The following is a 16279-nucleotide window of genomic DNA, read 5'->3' on the forward strand; positions in this document are numbered from 1 at the left end:
CCTACGGATCGACGAAGGCGAATGGCGCAGGCGTACGGGGATGACGCGAAGTTGAAACTGGCGGAAACACATCACCACTGGCACGGTTGCCCAATTGCCCGCACAATCCTTGCCGATCCTTTGGACCCTGAACGCTGAACGAAGAACCTGGCCGGGAATACCGATGCTCAAGACGCTGCTCACTGCCGGCCTGCTGCTGTCGCTGCCGACGCTGGCTGTCGCCGCCGACATCACCGGCGTGCCGAAGATCCGCGACGGCGACCAGCTCATGATCGGCAGCGTCAAGATCCGGCTCGGCGGCATCGACGCACCGTCGACCGACCAGCTCTGCCTCAACACCAAGGGTGAGCGCTGGACCTGCGGCGTCGCCGCGCGCGACGAGCTGATCAAGCATGCCGGCAACAAGAGCTGGACCTGTCACGCGCGCACGGTCGATCGCCGCGGCCGCACCATTGCGCGCTGCGAGGTCGACGGCGAGGACATCCAGAAGTGGATGGTCAGCAATGGCTGGGCGCTGGCGTTCACCCGCATCTCGCATGAGTACGAGCCGGACGAGAAGGCGGCGCGCGAGGCCAAAGCCGGGATGTGGCAGGGCGCGTTCATCGCGCCGTGGGACTGGCGCGTGCGCAACAAGAAGACCACGGTGCTCGGTGCCGTGAAGCCCCCCGAAGGCGCCAACGCGATCCTGCTCGCCTCCGCCTCCGGCCCGGTGGCGCCCTCGCCCGACTGCACCATCAAGGGCAATGTCAACCGCTCCGGCGAATGCATCTTCCACCAGCGAAGCAGCCGCTGGTACGCCAAGATCGAGATGAAGATCAGCAAGGGCACGCGCTGGTTCTGCTCGGTCGAGGAAGCCGAGGCCGCCGGCTGCCGCGAGACGCGGCGCTAACGCGCGCCACGCACTGATCTGGAAGCGTGTGCCGTGACTGACGTCGAAATCAACCCGCCTGCGGCGCACCGTCGCAAACGCGTGCGCTATCTGCAGCTGCTGCTATTCGTCCTGGTCACCTATCTGATCGCGGCCTATCTGGTGCTGCCGGCGCTGTGGACGCATTACGAGCACCAGAAGGGCCTCGCCAATCTGCCGATGGTGACCCGCACCGCGCAGGGCATTCCCGGCGATCCCATGAATGTCGGGCTGATCGGCGACACCAAGGATGTGGTCTGCGCGATGCACGAGGCCGGCTGGTTCCCGGCCGATCCGGTCACGCTGAAATCCTCCATCGAAATCGTCGGCTCCGTGCTGCTCGATCGTCCCTACAAGGATGCGCCGGTGAGCAACCTGTTCTATCTCGGCCGCCGCGAGGACCTTGCCTTCGAGCGGCCGGTCGGATCGAGCGCGGATCGCCGCAACCATGTCCGTTTCTGGCGGGTGCTCGACCAGGGCGAGGAGAAGCGCCCGGTGTGGCTCGGCGCTGCGACGCTCGACCGCAGTGTCGGCATCTCCAGCTACACCGGCGCGGTGACGCATCACATCGCGGCCGACCTCGACGCCGAACGCGCGCTGCTTGCGACTGACCTCGAGTCCGCCGGCATGGTCACCGCGAAATACCAGGTCACCGGCATCGGTCCGACCTTCGACGGGCATAATGGCGGCGGCGACCTGTATTACACCGACGGCGAAATCTGGGTGATGCGGCTGGTCGAGGCCTGCCGCAAGAACGACGGCATCGTCGAGCAGATTCCAAGCCCCGCCGCGACCCAGTTCAAGGACCAGATCTGGCGTTCTGTGGTCGAGACCATCGACAAAGGCAAATAAGGCCGGCCGTGTCCCGCGCTTTTGGAAACGCTGGATTGCTTGGACCTGCTCGCAATCGCGGCCGCGATGGAATATCCTCCACGCTTGACCCCTCACACGCATGATTTGCGTTGCTTTACCCAAAAGGAACAGGACGATGACCGTTCGCGCGGGCCGGGAATTTCTGGCCATCCCCGGGCCCACCACGATGCCTGATCAGGTGCTGCAGGCGATGCATCGCCCGGCGCTCGATATCTACTCCGCCGAGATGTTCGAACTGACCGAAAGCCTGCTGCGCGATCTCTCGAAGCTGTTCGCCACCATGGGCAAATCCTACATCTACATCGCCAACGGCCACGGCGCCTGGGAGGCGACGCTCTCCAACGTGCTGTCGCGCGGTGACAAGGTGCTGGTGCTGGAGAGCGGGCGCTTTGCGATCGGCTGGGGCCAGGCGGCGGCCGCGATGGGCGCCGATGTCGAGGTGCTGAAGGGCGACTGGCGTCGCGCGATCCGCCCGGCCGAGGTCGAGGAGCGGCTGCGCCGCGACAAGGAGCACAAGATCAAGGCGATCCTCGCCGTGCAGGTCGACACAGCGTCGGGCGCCTATAACGACATCGAGGCGATCGGCAGGGCGATCAAGGCCGCAGGCCATCCCGCGCTGTTCATGGTCGACACCGTTGCCTCGCTCGGCTGCACGCCGTTCGAGATGGACAAGTGGTATGTCGACGTCGCGATGTCCGGCTCGCAGAAGGGCCTGATGACGCCGCCCGGCCTCGGCTTCGTCGCCGCCAATGACCGCGCCTGGGACGCGCACAAGAAGGCCGATCTGCGCACGCCCTATTGGGACTGGACCGAACGCGAAGGCTCCGAGCACTACCGCAAATATGCCGGCACCGCGCCGGTGCATCTGCTGTTCGCGCTACGCGAGGCGATCAACATGCTGCACGCCGAGGGCCTGGAGAATGCGTTCGAACGGCATCGCCTGCTCGGTGAAGCGGTGCGCCGCGCCGTCGCGGTCTGGGGCGAGGGCCAGGTGCTCGGCTTCAACATCACTGAACCCGCCGAGCGCTCCAACACGGTGACGACCGTGACCGTGAAGGGCGCCGATCCCGCTGCGATCCAGCGCTATGCCAAGGAGAAATGCGGCGTGGTGCTCGGCACCGGCATCGGCGATTTGCAGGGCCAGGCGTTCCGCATCGCGCATATGGGCCACGTCAATGCGCCGATGATCCTCGGCACGCTCGGCGTCGTCGAGGTCGCCCTCACCGCGCTGAATATCCCGCACGGCAAGGCCGGCGCCGACGCCGCCATCCAGTGGCTCGGCGAGAACGTGAAGGCGTAGGCCAAGCGCAGACAGCGCCCCATCATCCCGAGGTACGAACGAGGCCACACGCTCCGCTGTCGTCCCGGCGAAGGCCGGGACCCATAATCCGCGGCGGATGTTGTGCGCAGACTCGTCGTTCCGCCGGCGCACAACAATGACCATCGGTGGCTATGGATCCCGGCCCCCGTGCGCAACTGCGCACTAGGCCGGGACGAGACTGAATGTTTGACGTCGCTTGTGAATGATCCGCTCACCAGGATGAGGGAGGCAGTGCATGCAACGCATTGCTAAGGCCCCAACACTTTCCGCCGTCATCTTTTTCCGCTTTACTGCCGGCAACAGCCGGGCACGGATCCCTGCAACATAACAAGATGGAGGGATCGCTTGGCGTCGGTGGAACTGCGTGGCCTGGTCAAGCGGTTTGGATCGTTTGTCGCGGTTGATGACGTCTCGCTCACGATCGACCACGGCCAGCTGGTCTGCCTGCTCGGGCCGTCCGGCTGCGGCAAGACTACGACGCTGCGGCTGATCGCGGGATTCCTCGAGCCATCCGGCGGCGAGATCCGCGTCGGCGACCGCGTCGTGTCGTCGAAGGCGCGCACGCTGCCGCCCGAGCAGCGCAACATGTCGATGATCTTCCAGAGCTACGCGCTGTGGCCGCACATGACGGTGGCCGAGAACATCGTCTATGGGCTGCGCTTGCGCAAAATGGATCGCGACACCATCGCGAAAAAACTCGCCGCGATCCTGGCGACGACCAAGCTGGAACCGCTGGCGCAGCGCTATCCGGGCGAGCTCTCCGGCGGCCAGCAGCAGCGGGTCGCGCTGGCACGCGCGCTGATCGTCGGCCCCGAGACGCTACTGCTCGACGAGCCGCTGTCCAATCTCGACGCCAACCTGCGCGAGGAGATGCGGTTCGAGATCCGCCGCCTGCACGATGAATATCGCTACACCACGGTCTACGTCACCCACGATCAATCCGAGGCGATGACCACGGCCGACCTGATCGCGGTGATGAATGCCGGCAAGATCGACCAGCTCGGCAGCCCCGAAGACATCTATGCGCGGCCGGAATCCGAATTCGTGGCGCGCTTCATCGGCGCGGCCAATGTGATCAAGGGCACCGCGCGCGATGCGACCCATGTCGACTTCGCCGGCGCGACGCTCGCCGTGGTCGGCGCCAGGCTCACGGCCGGCCAGAGCGCGCCGGTCGCGATCCGCCAGCATGAAATCCAGATCTCGACGCAAGCCCCCGCGGCAGCACAGAACACGCTCAAGGCCATCGTGACGCGGCAAGTCTATCTCGGCATGAACCGCGACTACATGGTGGAAACCCCTGACGGCACCTCGCTGCGGGTGACCACGCCGACGGAAACCGCGGTCGAGAAGGGCAGCGAGGTCTGGCTGACACTTCCGGCGGAACGCTGCCGGGCGCTCAGTCGATAACGAACAAGAAACGGAGGGACGCGATGCGGAAACAAATCTCCAGACGCCACGTCCTGAAAGGCTCTGCGGAGCTTGCGCTCGGCAAGATATTCGCGTCGCCCGCGCGCGCCGCGGCACCCGAGCCGGTCGCGATCACGCCCGACCTCGTTGCGGCCGCGACCAGGGAAGGCAAGCTCGTGTTCTATTCGTCGATGGACCTGCCGGTCGGCGAAAAGCTCGGCAAGGCGTTCGAGACGGCCTACCCCGGCATCAGCGTGCAGATCGAGCGCTCCGGCTCGGAGCGGCTGTTCCAGCGCGTGGCGCAGGAATACGACGCCAACATCCACGCCGCCGACGTCGTCAACAGCGCCGATGCCTCGCACTTCATTCCCTGGAAGAAGAGCGGCTGGCTGATGCCGTTCGTCCCCGAGGACGTCGCCAAGCACTTTCCCGACGGATATCGCGACCCGGACGGCATGGCCGTGACCACGCGACTGTGGCTGTCGTCGATCGCCTACAACACCAATCTGGTGAAGGCGGAGGATGCGCCGAAGAGTTTTGCCGACCTGCTCGATCCAAAGTGGATGGGCAAGATGGTGAAGGGCCATCCGGCCTATAGCGGCACCATCATGACCACCACGTTCCAGATCGTGCGCGAGCTTGGCTGGCCCTACCTGGAGAAGCTTTCGAAGCAGCGCGTGATGCAGGTGCAATCCTCGACGGATCCACCGAAGAAGCTCTCGCTCGGCGAGCGCGCGGTCATGGCCGACGGCAATGAATACGGCATCGTGCTGCTGAAGGAAGCCGGGCAGCCGGTCGAACCGGTCTACCCGACCGAGGGCACGCCGACGATCTCGGGACCGACCGGCATCTTCGCCGGCGCGCCGCATCCGAACGCCGCAAAACTGTTCCAGGCCTGGCTGCACACCCGCGAGACCCAGCAATTCTTCGTCGACTTCACCGGGCAGTATTCGGTGCACGCGCAGGTGCAGCCGAAGGCCGGCCGGCGCAAGCTCGCCGACATCAAGCTGATGCAGGAGGACCCGGCGGGCGTCGAGGCGATGACCGAAGAGATCAAGACGCGCTATGCGCGGCTGTTTCGGGTGTGAGGATGCGCCGCGCCAACATACCCAACATCGTCATTCCGGGCCCATCGCTTCGCGATGCCCTCAGGTGCGCAATTGCGCACCGCGAATGACGGGGAGAGAGTCTTCAAATGACGGCCACCCCCTCCTCGATCGTCCGCCCCCGCATCGACTGGACGCGCCCCGTCCTGTGGCTGTTCGCCGCGGTTCTCATTCTCCTGATCCTGCTGCCGCTGTCGTGGCTCGCGGTCTACGCGTTCACCGACAAGAACCGTCATCCGACGCTGGCAAACTTCGTCACGCTGTTCAGTAATCCGGACTTCCTCGATCCGCTGCTGACGACCGCGATCATCGCGACCACCTCGGCGCTGATCTGCTGCATCGTCGCGGCACCGATCAGCTGGCTGGTGTCGCGCACCGACATGCCGGGCCGGCAAACCATCCGCGCGCTGGTGACGGCCTCGTTCGTGACGCCGCCGTTCCTCGGCGCGGTCGCCTGGGAACTGCTGGCGGCGCCGAATTCGGGGCTGCTCAACCAGCTCTACCGGCTGTTCGCAGGCGAGGATGCCGATGCGCTGTTCAACATCTATTCGATGACCGGGATCATCTTCGTGATCTCCTGCTACACATTCCCGTTCGTGTTCGTGCTGGTGGCCAATGCGCTCGACACCATGCCGGGCGAGCTGGAAGACGCCTCCGCGATCCTCGGCGGCAATGCTTGGACCACGGCGCGAAGGGTGACGATCCCGCTGGCGCTGCCCGCGCTGATCGCCGGGGCGCTGATCGCCTTCCTGCAAGCGATGACGCTGTTCGGCTCGCCGGCGATCCTGGCGCTGCCGGCCGGCTTCCACACCATGACGACCAAGATCTGGAGCCTATTCCAGTATCCGCCGAAGCTCGAGCTCGCGGCCACCGCCGCGGTGCCGCTGCTGGTGCTGACCATCCTGCTGCTGCAGGGCCAGAAGGCGCTGCTCGGACGGCGCGGCTATTCGGTGATCGGCGGCAAATATGGCGCGCCGCGCCGGGTCGAGTTGCGCGGCTGGCGCTGGGCCGCGCTCGGCTTCTGCCTCTTGGTCTTGCTCAATCCCGTCTTCCTGCCTTACCTCGCGCTGCTCAACGCCGCGTTCTCGCCCAACGCCACCACGCTGGTGACGCCGTCGACGCTGACCTTGCACAACATCGTCTTCGTGTTCACCGAGCTGTCGTCGACCCAGCTCGCGTTGAAGAACACCGTGATCCTGGGCACCTCGACCGCGACGATCGGCACCATCCTCGCGCTGGTCATCGCCTATGTGACGACGCGCAAGGTGATCGCCGGCCATCGCATCCTTGGATTCCTTGCCACCGCACCTGTCGCCGTTCCCGGCATCGTGCTCGGCGTCGGCCTGTTCCTGAGCTACACGCGGCCGCCTTTCGTGCTCTACGGCACGCTGTGGATCCTGCTGCTGGCGTTCCTCACCATCAATTTGCCGTCGGCCTATCAGCAATTGCAGGCGGCGTTCACGACCATCCATCCCGAACTCGAGGAAGCGAGCCGCATCCTCGGCGCGACGCGGCTGCAGGCACTGCGCCAGATCACCGCCCCCTTGCTGCGCACCGGCGTGATCGCGACCTGGTGCTTCATCTTCATCGGCGTGATGCGGGAACTGTCGGCCGCGATCGTGCTGTTCACCTCGCAAACCAAGGTGCTGTCGGTCCTGATCTACGATCTCAACGAAGGCGGCGACCTCGCCGCGATCGCCGTACTCGGCATCGCGATGCTGGTGATCACATTCGCTGTGGTGCTGGCGGTGAACCAGATCCCAATGTCCGGCGGCAACGCCGGCGCGAAGCTGCGGAACGGGTAGCGACGCTCGCGTCCCGGACGCGCTGCGGCGTGACAACGCTGCTGCGCAGAGCCGGGACCCAGCAACCATAGGCCCCGGCTCAGCAGCGCACCGCTACGCGCTGCACTGCGTCCGGGGCACGAACAACATCCATCTGGCAATCGCCACATTCATCCCGATATAAAGCGGAACCCCGCACCATGAGGATCGCGTGACCAAATCCGCCACCACAACATCGCCCCCTGTCGCGCCGCGCCGGCCGCATTCCTTCACCACCCACGGCATCACGGTGAGCGACGACTATGCCTGGATCAAGGATCCGAAATGGCAGGAGGTGCTGCGCGATCCCTCGATCCTCGATCCCGACATCCGGAGCTATCTCGAAGCCGAGAACGGCTACACCGAGAGCCTGCTCGGCCACACCGACGGTTTGCAGAAGCGGCTGGTCAAGGAGATGCGCGGCCGGATCAAGGAGGATGATTCCAGCGTGCCGTCGCCGGACGGTCCGTTCGCCTATTTCCGCAAGTTCCGCGAAGGCGGCCAGCACGAGCTGTACTGCCGCACGCTGCGCGACGGCGGCGACGCCCATGTCGTGCTCGACGGCGACGCGCTAGCGAAGGACCATAAATACTTCAAGTTCGGCGGCAGCCGGCATTCCAACGATCACCGGCTGCATGCCTGGAGTGCCGACACCAAGGGCTCCGAATATTTCTCGATTCGCGTGCGCGACTGGGCAACCGGCGGTGATCTGGACGACCTCGTCGAGGAAACCGACGGCGGCGTGGTCTGGGCCGCGGATTCCAAAAGCTTCTTCTACGTCAAGCTCGACGACAATCACCGCCCGATGCAGGTGTGGCGGCACCGGCTCGGCACCAAGCAGGCCGACGACGTCCTGATCTATGAGGAGCAGGATTCCGGCTGGTTCACCCATCTGCACGAGAGCGCCAGCGGCCGCTTCTGCGTCATCGCCGGCGGCGACCACGAGACCTCGGAGCAGCGGCTGATCGATCTCGCCAATCCCGACGCCCCGCCGCGGCTGGTCGCGGCGCGCGAGGAGGGCGTGCAATATTCGATCGCCGACCGCGGCGACGAGCTCTTCATCCTGACCAATGCCGACGACGCCATCGACTTCAAGGTCGTCACCGCGCCGCTCGCCGCGCCCGGGCGCGCCAACTGGCGCGACCTGATCCCGTATCGCGAGGGCGTCTATGTGCTCGACGTCGAGCTCTATGCCGGCCACATGGTGCGGCTGGAGCGCGCCAACGCGCTGCCGGCGATCATCATCCGCGACCTCAAGAGCGGCGAAGAGCACGCGATCGCCTTCGACGAGGCGGCCTATTCGCTCGACACCATGGGCGGCTACGAATTCGAGACCACAAATCTGCGTTTCGCCTATTCGTCGATGACGACGCCGTCGGAGGTCTATGACTACGACATGGCGACGCGGACGCGGGTATTACGCAAGCGGCAGGAGATTCCCTCCGGCCACAACCCGGCCGACTACGTCACCACGCGCATCATGGCGACCTCGCATGACGGCGCGCAGGTGCCGGTCTCGATCCTGCACCGCAAGGATTTCGTTCGCGACGGCAACGCGCCGCTGCTGCTCTATGGCTACGGCTCCTACGGCATGGCGATGCCGGCGTCGTTTGCCGCCAACCGGCTGTCGCTGGTCGACCGCGGTTTCGTCTATGCGATCGCGCATATCCGCGGCGGCGCCGACAAGGGCTGGGGCTGGTATCTCGACGGCAAGCGCGAGAAGAAGCCCAACACGTTCGACGATTTCGCTGCCGCCGGGCGCGCGCTGTGTGATGCGAAATACACGGATGCGAAACGCATCGTCGGCCATGGCGGCTCGGCGGGCGGCATGCTGATGGGAGCGGTCGCCAACCGCGCCGGCGAGTTGTTCGCCGGCATCGTCGCCGAAGTACCGTTCGTCGATGTGCTCAACACCATGCTCGACGACACGCTGCCGCTGACGCCGCCGGAATGGCCGGAATGGGGCAACCCGATCGAGAGCGAAAAGGACTTTCGCACCATCCTGTCCTATTCGCCCTACGACAATGTCGCGGCAAAGGACTATCCGGCCATCCTCGCGATGGGCGGCTTGACCGATCCGCGCGTCACCTATTGGGAGCCGGCGAAATGGATCGCGCGGCTGCGCGCCACGATGCGCGGCGGCGGCCCGGTGCTGCTGCGCACCAACATGGGCGCCGGCCACGGCGGCGCCTCCGGGCGCTTCAACCGCCTCGACGAAGTCGCGATCGTCTACGCGTTCGCGCTGTGGGCGGTCGGGATGGCGGACAGGGCGGAGGTGTAGGGGTGCCAGTTGGCTTGCGCGGTCCCCTCCCCATCGTCGTCCCGCCTAGTGCGCAATTGCGCACGGGAGCCGGGACCCATACCGCGTGATCTATTGAGCAAGGAAGTCGCAGGACCACCGCACACAACGCAACTGCCAGTCTTCGCCAAACTCCTCCCTGTGGTGATGGGTCCCTGCTTTCGCAGGGACGACAGCGGAATGCGTGGCGGTCGCTGATCAAGGAAGACGGCGGAGGTTGCGGCAGCTACCGCCCCTTCGCCTTCCGCCAGGCAGCAAAATCCTTCAGCGTCTGCTCGTCGGTCGCGGGATAGAGGCCGAAGATGCCGCGGCCGTTCTGGACCTGCTCGGTGACGAAATCCTCGAACGCGGTCATCTCGAAAGTCTCGTCCGCGATCTCGTCGGCGAGATGCGCCGGGATCACGATGACGCCATCGCTGTCGCCGAGGATCACGTCGCCCGGAAACACCGGCGCGTCGCCGCAGCCGATCGGCACATTGATCTCGATCGCCTGGTGCAGCGTCAGGTTGGTCGGTGCGCTTGGGCGATGATGAAACGCCGGAAAGCCGAGCCGCGCGATCTCGGCCGAATCGCGGAAGCCACCGTCGGTGACGACGCCGGCGCAGCCGCGCTTCATCAGCCGCGTCACCAGGATCGCGCCGGCCGACGCCGCGCGCGCATCCTTGCGGCTGTCCATGACCAGCACGCTGCCGGGCGGGCAATCCTCGATCGCCTTGCGCTGCGGATGCGCGCGGTCGCGGAACACCTCGATCGAGTTGAGGTCCTCGCGCGCCGGCATGTAGCGCAAGGTGAAGGCCTCGCCGACCATGGTCGGCTGATCCGGGCTCAAGGGGTGAACATCCTGGATGATCTGGATGCGCAAGCCGCGCTTGAACAGCGCGGTCGCAACCGTCGCGGTCGAGACGGATTTCAGCTTGTTGCGGGTGGTGTCGCTGAGTTTGGACATGTGATTTTCCCGGTTGTCATTCCGGGATGGTCCGAAGGACCAGACCCGGAATCTCGAGGTTCCAGGTTCGCTTCGCGCCCCGGAATGACGGCTAATAGATCGACGGCTCGCCCACCGGCTTGCCAAAACCGGTCTCGAGGAAATCGAAGTCGCAGCCCTCATTGGCCTGTTTGATGTGCTTCGAGAACATCCAGCCATAGCCGCGCTCGAAGCGCTGCTCGGGCTGCTTCCATTCCGCGCGGCGCCTGGCCAGCTCCGCCTCCGGCACATCGAGATCGATGGTGCGCGCGGCGACGTCGAGCGTGATGCGGTCGCCGTTCCTCACCAGCGCCAGCGGACCGCCGATGAAGGATTCCGGCGAGACGTGCAGGATGCAGGCGCCGTAACTGGTGCCGCTCATCCGCGCGTCCGACAGCCGCACCATGTCGCGCACACCCTGCTTCACGAGCTTGGTCGGGATCGGCAGCATGCCCCATTCCGGCATGCCGGGCCCACCCTGCGGGCCAGCATTGCGCAGGATCAGGACGTGATCGGCCGTGACGTCGAGATCGGGATCGTCGACCGCCTTCTTCATCGAGGGATAGTCGTCGAACACCAGCGCAGGTCCGGTGTGCTTGAGGAAACGCGGATCGCAGGCGCTCGGCTTGATGACGCAGCCGTCGGGCGCGAGATTGCCCTTCAAGACCGCGAGCGCACCCTCCTTGTAGATCGGGTCGTCGACGGTGCGGATGACGTCGTCATTGTGGACCTCCGCACCTTCGATGTTTTCGCCGAGCGTCTTGCCCGTGACGGTCACGCAATCCAGATGCAGATGCTGCCTGATCCGGTTCATCAGGCCGGGCAGCCCGCCGGCATAGAAGAAATCCTCCATCAGATAGAGGTCGCCGCTCGGCCGCACATTGGCGATGACAGGCACCTTGCGGCTCGCGATCTCGAAATCGTCGAGCGAGATGTCCTGGCCGGCGCGGCGCGCCTGCGCAATGAGGTGAATGATGGCGTTGGTCGAACAGCCCATCGCCATCGCGACCGTGATCGCATTCTCGAACGCTCTTCGCGTCTGGATCTTCTGCGGCGTCAGATCCTCCCACACCATCGCGACGATGCGGCGGCCGGCTTCCGAACTCATCCGGATATGGTTGGCGTCGGCCGCGGGGATCGACGAGGCGCCGGGCAGCGTCATGCCGATGGCTTCGGCGATCGCAGTCATGGTCGAGGCCGTGCCCATGGTCATGCAGGTGCCGTAGCTGCGGGCGATGCCGGCCTCCATGTCGACCCAGTCCTTGTCGGAAATCTTACCGGCGCGTCGCTCGTCCCAGTATTTCCAGGCGTCCGAGCCGGAGCCCAGCGTCTTGCCTTTCCAGTTGCCGCGCAGCATCGGCCCCGCCGGCAGATAGATCGCCGGCAGGTTCATGCTGGTGGCCCCGAGCAGCAGCCCAGGCGTGGTCTTGTCGCAGCCGCCCATCAGCACCACGCCGTCGACCGGATGGCCGCGCAACAGCTCCTCGGCATCCATCGCCAGCATGTTGCGATAGAGCATCGTGGTCGGCTTCAGCAGCGATTCCGACAGCGACAGCGCCGGCAGCTCCAGCGGAAAGCCGCCGGCCATCAGCACGCCGCGCTTGACGTCATCGACCCGGCTCTTGAAGTGCATGTGGCAGGGTTGCGCGTCAGACCAGGTGTTGATGATCGCGATCACCGGCCGGTCGCGCCACTCCTCCGGCGCGTAGCCCATCTGCATCGCGCGCGATCTGTGGCCGAAGGCGCGCAAATCGTCGGGCGCAAACCAGCGCGCGCTGCGCAATTGATCCGGGGTTTTGTTCCTCTTGGTCATCTTGGATGCGCCATCTGCTTCGATATTGCGTGTTTCGATATCGCGTGTTTCGACATTGCACGCGCGCGGCCTCAGCGCGCATGCCCTGCGCCACGCATATACAGGATTTCCGGACGTGTCGTCCCGCGCGCGGCGCAGACGTGCCGTTCGCCGCCCGCGCCCGTTGCACAAATCTGTACGGGCCTGCTCCACCCGCTGGGCGTGCGGCGCACAAACTCCGCAACGTGGAAATCGGAGCGTGAACCAGCCTTGCCCGACCTCGGCTTACTTTTGCTGCGCCGTCATCACGATGCGGACGAGGTCGGCGGCGTTGCGCGCGCCGAGCTTCTTCATGATGTTGGCGCGGTGATCCTCGATCGTGCGCGGGCTGATCCCGAGGTGACGCCCGGCCTCCTTGTTGGAGGCGCCCGCGGTGAACTGCTCGAGCACTTCGCGTTCGCGGCGGGTCAGCGGCTCGCGGCCGGGAAAGTGCAGCGCGGCGATGCGCGATGCAGAGGTCTCGGCCTGGCGCCTTGTATAGGCGTCGATCGCCTCATTGAGGCGGCTGACGATCTCGTTGCCGCGGAACGGCTTCTCGATGAAGTCGAGCGCGCCGTTCTTGATGGCGCTGACCGCCATCGTGATGTCGCCCTGGCCGGAGATCATGAAGATCGGCGCCGGATAATCCTCGCCGTGGAGTTCCTTCAGGATATCGAGGCCGGATTTGCCGGGAATGTGCACGTCGAGCAGGATGCAGGCCGGCGTCCGGCTGCGCGCCACCGCAAGCAGCGCGGCGCCGTCCGCAAAGCAGATCACCTTGTAGCCAGCGGTCGACAGGACCACGGAAAGCGTCTCGCGAACGGCGGGGTCGTCGTCGACTACGAAGATTTCCCCGCGAGGAGCGCCATTCTCAACCATATGCATCCGTCCATCAGTGGTGAAGCGTGCTGCCCAGACTGCACAAGACGTAACTTGACCATCTCGATCAATGGACCCGTATTTGTACGGGACGTCCGCTTAACGCACAAGTAGCACCGCGTTCCCTAAAAGTGTGGCAGTGGAGAAACATGCATGGAAAATGCAGCGGCGGACGGCGTTTAGGTGAGCCTGGACGAGGGCAGCGATCCCCACAGCCTGATCGTGACGGACCTGGTCGCGCTGATCGGCCATGTCCAGGCGAGCCTGCGGCTGATCGAGGCGGCGATTGCGCGCGAGGCATTTCTGGCCGAGCAGGACGCCGCCGCCGACGTCTTCGTGCTCGACGATGTCACCCCGCGCTACGCGGTGGCCTTCACGGCCCTAAAGGCCTGCGACGCCGGCCTCGGCATGGCGCTCGATCGGCTGCGCGATCCAGAGGCGCCGGCGCGTCTCCTGAACTGACCAGCCGGACCGGCCGCCACCCAATTCGGCGCCATCACGCAGATTGTGCCGACGACGGCCCAACCCGCGAGGCGACGATCCGTTCCACATTCGGATTGGCGGCAGGCATCTCCCGCCCAGCCGGGTCAAGCCTTCTGGAAGTCAGGCCTTCCTGATATCAGGCCCTGGCCCGCTCTTCGTCGGAGCCCGACCGCCGCTTGCTCGGCTTGCCCTTGAGGAAGCTGATGTCCATTTCGGTGCCGTTGACGCGGACCAGCTCGCAGCGGCGATAAGCGAGCCCGGTCGACGACAGCAAGAGGAAGAACTCCTTCAGGTTGAGCCCCTGAATGGAACCCTCGACGGTCAGCGCCGCGTCATTGTCGGAGATGGCATTGAGCTGGCAGTCGCGCCGCCAGGTGCCATCGATGGCCATGATGCAGACATCGACGCCCCGGCTGAACGAGACACGCTCAATGGATTTGCCGTCCTCCGTCATCGCTCAATATCCGACCGCCATGGCAGCTCTCGGCATTGCAAGCGCTGCCCGCACGCCGCTCGGCCGGTACAGGCCACGCCGCTCGGGAATGGGTTTGAACGTGTCGGTCAGGCCGACAACGGTTTCGGCGGCGCCGAGCACCAGGAAGCCGTCGGCCTCCATCAACCTGGCGAGCCGGTTGAAGATGTTGATCTTGGTGTCCTGATCGAAATAGATCAGCACGTTGCGGCAGAAGATCACATCGAACGTGCCGAGCTGGGAGAAATCGTGCAGCAGATTGAGCTGACGGTGCTGCACCATCGCGCGCAACTCGGGATTGATCTGCCAGAGTTCGCCCGACTGCTTGAAGTACTTCACCAGCATCTGGATCGGCAGCCCGCGCTGCACCTCGAACTGGCTGTAGATGCCGGCCTTCGACTTCTCCAGCACCTCCTGCGACAGATCGGTCGCTGTGATCTCGACCCGCCATCCCGCAAGCGCCGCGCCCATTTCCTTTAGGCACATCGCCAGCGAATAAGGCTCCTGGCCGGTCGAGCCGGCGGCACACCAGATCCGGATGCTGCGGCGCGCGGCACGCGCTTTCAGAACCTCGGGCATGATGGTGTCGCGGAAATGGTCGAACGGCACCTTGTCGCGGAAGAAGAACGTCTCGTTGGTGGTCATCGCCTCGACCGCCTGGACGGTGTGCGTCGATGAGCCGGCCTTGATCTTGGCGATCAGGTCGGGAATGCCGGACAGGCCGCACTTGCGCGCCAGCGGCAGCAGGCGGCTTTCGATCAGATATTGCTTGTCCGCGGACAGATCGAGACCGGAATGGTCCTTCAGGAGCTTACGCAGATACTCGTAGTCGGGGGGCGTCACGGGAGCCTCGCAAAGGCAAAGGGTGAAACTGGGGATTAGGCTTCGGCCGACGCATCGAGCGCCAGCAGACCCACCTCCTGGAATTTCGCGATCACGATGTCCTTGTCGAACGGCTTCATGATGTACTCGTTGGCACCGGCATGCAGCGCCCGCGAGATGTGGTCGATGCCGTTCTCGGTGGTGCAGAACACCACCTTCGGCACGTCACCGCCCGCCATGCGGCGGAGCTGCACGAGGAATTCGAAACCGTCCATGACAGGCATGTTCCAGTCGAGCAGCACCGCGTCGGGCAGCGCCTGCTTGCAGGCCTCGAGCGCGACCGCGCCGTCCTCGGCTTCGATGACGGTGAATTCCATTCCTTCGAGGATGCGGCGTGCGATCTTGCGCACCACACCGGAATCGTCGACGACAAGACATGTCTTCATATGTTGGCCTCCTTGTGGAATCCGCCGTCTCCGCGGCGGAGCGTTACGCTGCAGCAGCTGTTTTGGGCACCAGTTCGAGCACGCGATCGATATCGAGGACGACCATGAGCTGGCCGTCGAGGCGGTGGACGCCGCCGGCGAGCTTGGCCATGCGGGGGTCGAGGTTGACCGGATTGTCCTCGCGGCCGTCGTTGGGCAGCCGCAGCACCTCGCCGATCTGGTCGATCAGCAGGCCATAGGATTCGCCGCGCTGGTCGACGCCGACCGCCATCGGCGGCTTGCCGTCGTCGGCCTTCGGCAGGCCGAGCCGGGCGCGCATGTCGACCACGGTGACGATGCGGCCGCGCAGATTGAGCACGCCGGCGATCTCGCTGGAGGCCAGCGGCACCCGCGTCAGCCGCTCCGGCATGAACACGTCCTGCACCCGCGAGATCGGCAGGCCGAACAGCTGCCCACCGATCACGGCGGTGACGTATTCGGCCATCGCGCCTTCACTGGTCTCGGTCTTGCTGGTCATCGATCCTGTTCCTTGCATCCCCTCACGCCGCCCGGCGCAGTTCGGCGGTCTGCTCTTTCAGCGCCGCGATCAGTCCGGGACGATCAAACTTGGCGACATAGTCGTGGAAGCCGGCCTGCCGGCCGCGCT

15 protein-coding genes are annotated in these 16279 nt (G+C 65.2%); 8 read left to right on the forward strand and 7 right to left on the reverse strand.

Features of this window, described 5'->3' with window-relative positions; all coding sequences use genetic code 11:
• Positions 1-163: 163 nt before the first annotated feature.
• The 7 genes from Q0030_RS30680 to Q0030_RS30710 all read left to right on the forward strand — a co-directional run bounded on the left by Q0030_RS30680 (position 164) and on the right by Q0030_RS30710 (position 9718).
• Positions 164-889, forward strand: coding sequence for a thermonuclease family protein (locus Q0030_RS30680; RefSeq protein ID WP_298375775.1), 726 nt, complete (start codon positions 164-166; stop codon positions 887-889).
• A 33-nt stretch (positions 890-922) separates the two neighbouring features.
• On the forward strand, positions 923-1759 hold the full coding sequence (locus Q0030_RS30685; protein WP_298375778.1) for an LssY C-terminal domain-containing protein: 837 nt from the start codon (positions 923-925) through the stop codon (positions 1757-1759).
• A 136-nt stretch (positions 1760-1895) separates the two neighbouring features.
• Positions 1896-3080: an aminotransferase class V-fold PLP-dependent enzyme gene (locus Q0030_RS30690; RefSeq protein WP_298375781.1), complete on the forward strand. Its 1185-nt coding sequence runs from the start codon at positions 1896-1898 to the stop codon at positions 3078-3080.
• Between the two features lie 375 nt (positions 3081-3455).
• Positions 3456-4508 carry an ABC transporter ATP-binding protein gene (locus Q0030_RS30695; RefSeq protein ID WP_298375826.1) on the forward strand — a complete coding sequence of 351 codons (1053 nt, stop codon included), beginning with the start codon at positions 3456-3458 and terminating at the stop codon, positions 4506-4508.
• 23 nt (positions 4509-4531) lie between these two features.
• On the forward strand, positions 4532-5596 hold the full coding sequence (locus tag Q0030_RS30700; protein WP_298375784.1) for an extracellular solute-binding protein: 1065 nt from the start codon (positions 4532-4534) through the stop codon (positions 5594-5596).
• 107 nt (positions 5597-5703) lie between these two features.
• Positions 5704-7419 (forward strand): iron ABC transporter permease, encoded by a 1716-nt coding sequence (locus Q0030_RS30705; protein ID WP_298375787.1) that lies wholly within the window; start codon positions 5704-5706, stop codon positions 7417-7419.
• 190 nt (positions 7420-7609) lie between these two features.
• On the forward strand, positions 7610-9718 hold the full coding sequence (locus Q0030_RS30710; protein WP_298375788.1) for a S9 family peptidase: 2109 nt from the start codon (positions 7610-7612) through the stop codon (positions 9716-9718).
• 244 nt (positions 9719-9962) lie between these two features.
• Here the strand turns inward: Q0030_RS30710 and Q0030_RS30715 are convergent, their stop codons facing one another.
• The 3 genes from Q0030_RS30715 to Q0030_RS30725 all read right to left on the reverse strand — a co-directional run bounded on the left by Q0030_RS30715 (position 9963) and on the right by Q0030_RS30725 (position 13410).
• Entirely contained in the window at positions 9963-10682 is a 720-nt protein-coding gene (locus Q0030_RS30715) for a ribonuclease activity regulator RraA (RefSeq protein WP_298375791.1), read from the reverse strand.
• Between the two features lie 91 nt (positions 10683-10773).
• Positions 10774-12513 (reverse strand): L-arabinonate dehydratase, encoded by a 1740-nt coding sequence (araD, locus tag Q0030_RS30720; protein WP_298375793.1) that lies wholly within the window; start codon positions 12511-12513, stop codon positions 10774-10776.
• Between the two features lie 264 nt (positions 12514-12777).
• The gene (locus tag Q0030_RS30725) at positions 12778-13410 is read right to left on the reverse strand and encodes a response regulator (protein WP_092121810.1); all 633 of its coding nucleotides are present in this window, start codon (positions 13408-13410) and stop codon (positions 12778-12780) included.
• Between the two features lie 183 nt (positions 13411-13593).
• On the opposite strand from Q0030_RS30725, the gene Q0030_RS30730 reads away from it, so the two are divergent.
• The gene (locus Q0030_RS30730; protein ID WP_298375798.1) at positions 13594-13872 is read left to right on the forward strand and encodes a hypothetical protein; all 279 of its coding nucleotides are present in this window, start codon (positions 13594-13596) and stop codon (positions 13870-13872) included.
• Positions 13873-14029: 157 nt separating this feature from the next.
• On the opposite strand, the gene Q0030_RS30735 is transcribed toward Q0030_RS30730, so the two are convergent.
• The 4 genes from Q0030_RS30735 to Q0030_RS30750 are packed head-to-tail and all read right to left on the reverse strand — an operon-like array spanning position 14030 to position 16150.
• Positions 14030-14347 (reverse strand): PilZ domain-containing protein, encoded by a 318-nt coding sequence (locus Q0030_RS30735; RefSeq protein WP_298375801.1) that lies wholly within the window; start codon positions 14345-14347, stop codon positions 14030-14032.
• Between the two features lie 3 nt (positions 14348-14350).
• Positions 14351-15208 carry a protein-glutamate O-methyltransferase CheR gene (locus Q0030_RS30740; protein ID WP_298375806.1) on the reverse strand — a complete coding sequence of 286 codons (858 nt, stop codon included), beginning with the start codon at positions 15206-15208 and terminating at the stop codon, positions 14351-14353.
• A gap of 35 nt (positions 15209-15243) precedes the next feature.
• Positions 15244-15633, reverse strand: a complete 390-nt coding sequence (locus Q0030_RS30745) for a response regulator (protein ID WP_176534294.1) — start codon at positions 15631-15633, stop codon at positions 15244-15246.
• Positions 15634-15676: 43 nt separating this feature from the next.
• Positions 15677-16150: a chemotaxis protein CheW gene (locus tag Q0030_RS30750; protein WP_298375813.1), complete on the reverse strand. Its 474-nt coding sequence runs from the start codon at positions 16148-16150 to the stop codon at positions 15677-15679.
• Positions 16151-16279: the final 129 nt, after the last annotated feature.

Origin of the sequence: uncultured Bradyrhizobium sp. (assembly GCF_947648125.1) — a bacterium.
Classification (GTDB): domain Bacteria; phylum Pseudomonadota; class Alphaproteobacteria; order Rhizobiales; family Xanthobacteraceae; genus Bradyrhizobium.

Coding starts and splice junctions, on each gene's coding strand:
- Q0030_RS30680 (WP_298375775.1), top strand. CDS start 164: ATGCTCAAGACGCTGCTCACTGCCGGCCTGCTGCTGTCGCTGCCGACG.
- Q0030_RS30690 (WP_298375781.1), top strand. CDS start 1,896: ATGACCGTTCGCGCGGGCCGGGAATTTCTGGCCATCCCCGGGCCCACC.
- Q0030_RS30700 (WP_298375784.1), top strand. CDS start 4,532: ATGCGGAAACAAATCTCCAGACGCCACGTCCTGAAAGGCTCTGCGGAG.
- Q0030_RS30705 (WP_298375787.1), top strand. CDS start 5,704: ATGACGGCCACCCCCTCCTCGATCGTCCGCCCCCGCATCGACTGGACG.
- Q0030_RS30715 (WP_298375791.1), bottom strand. CDS start 10,682: ATGTCCAAACTCAGCGACACCACCCGCAACAAGCTGAAATCCGTCTCG.
- araD (WP_298375793.1), bottom strand. CDS start 12,513: ATGACCAAGAGGAACAAAACCCCGGATCAATTGCGCAGCGCGCGCTGG.
- Q0030_RS30725 (WP_092121810.1), bottom strand. CDS start 13,410: ATGGTTGAGAATGGCGCTCCTCGCGGGGAAATCTTCGTAGTCGACGAC.
- Q0030_RS30735 (WP_298375801.1), bottom strand. CDS start 14,347: ATGACGGAGGACGGCAAATCCATTGAGCGTGTCTCGTTCAGCCGGGGC.
- Q0030_RS30745 (WP_176534294.1), bottom strand. CDS start 15,633: ATGAAGACATGTCTTGTCGTCGACGATTCCGGTGTGGTGCGCAAGATC.
- Q0030_RS30750 (WP_298375813.1), bottom strand. CDS start 16,150: ATGACCAGCAAGACCGAGACCAGTGAAGGCGCGATGGCCGAATACGTC.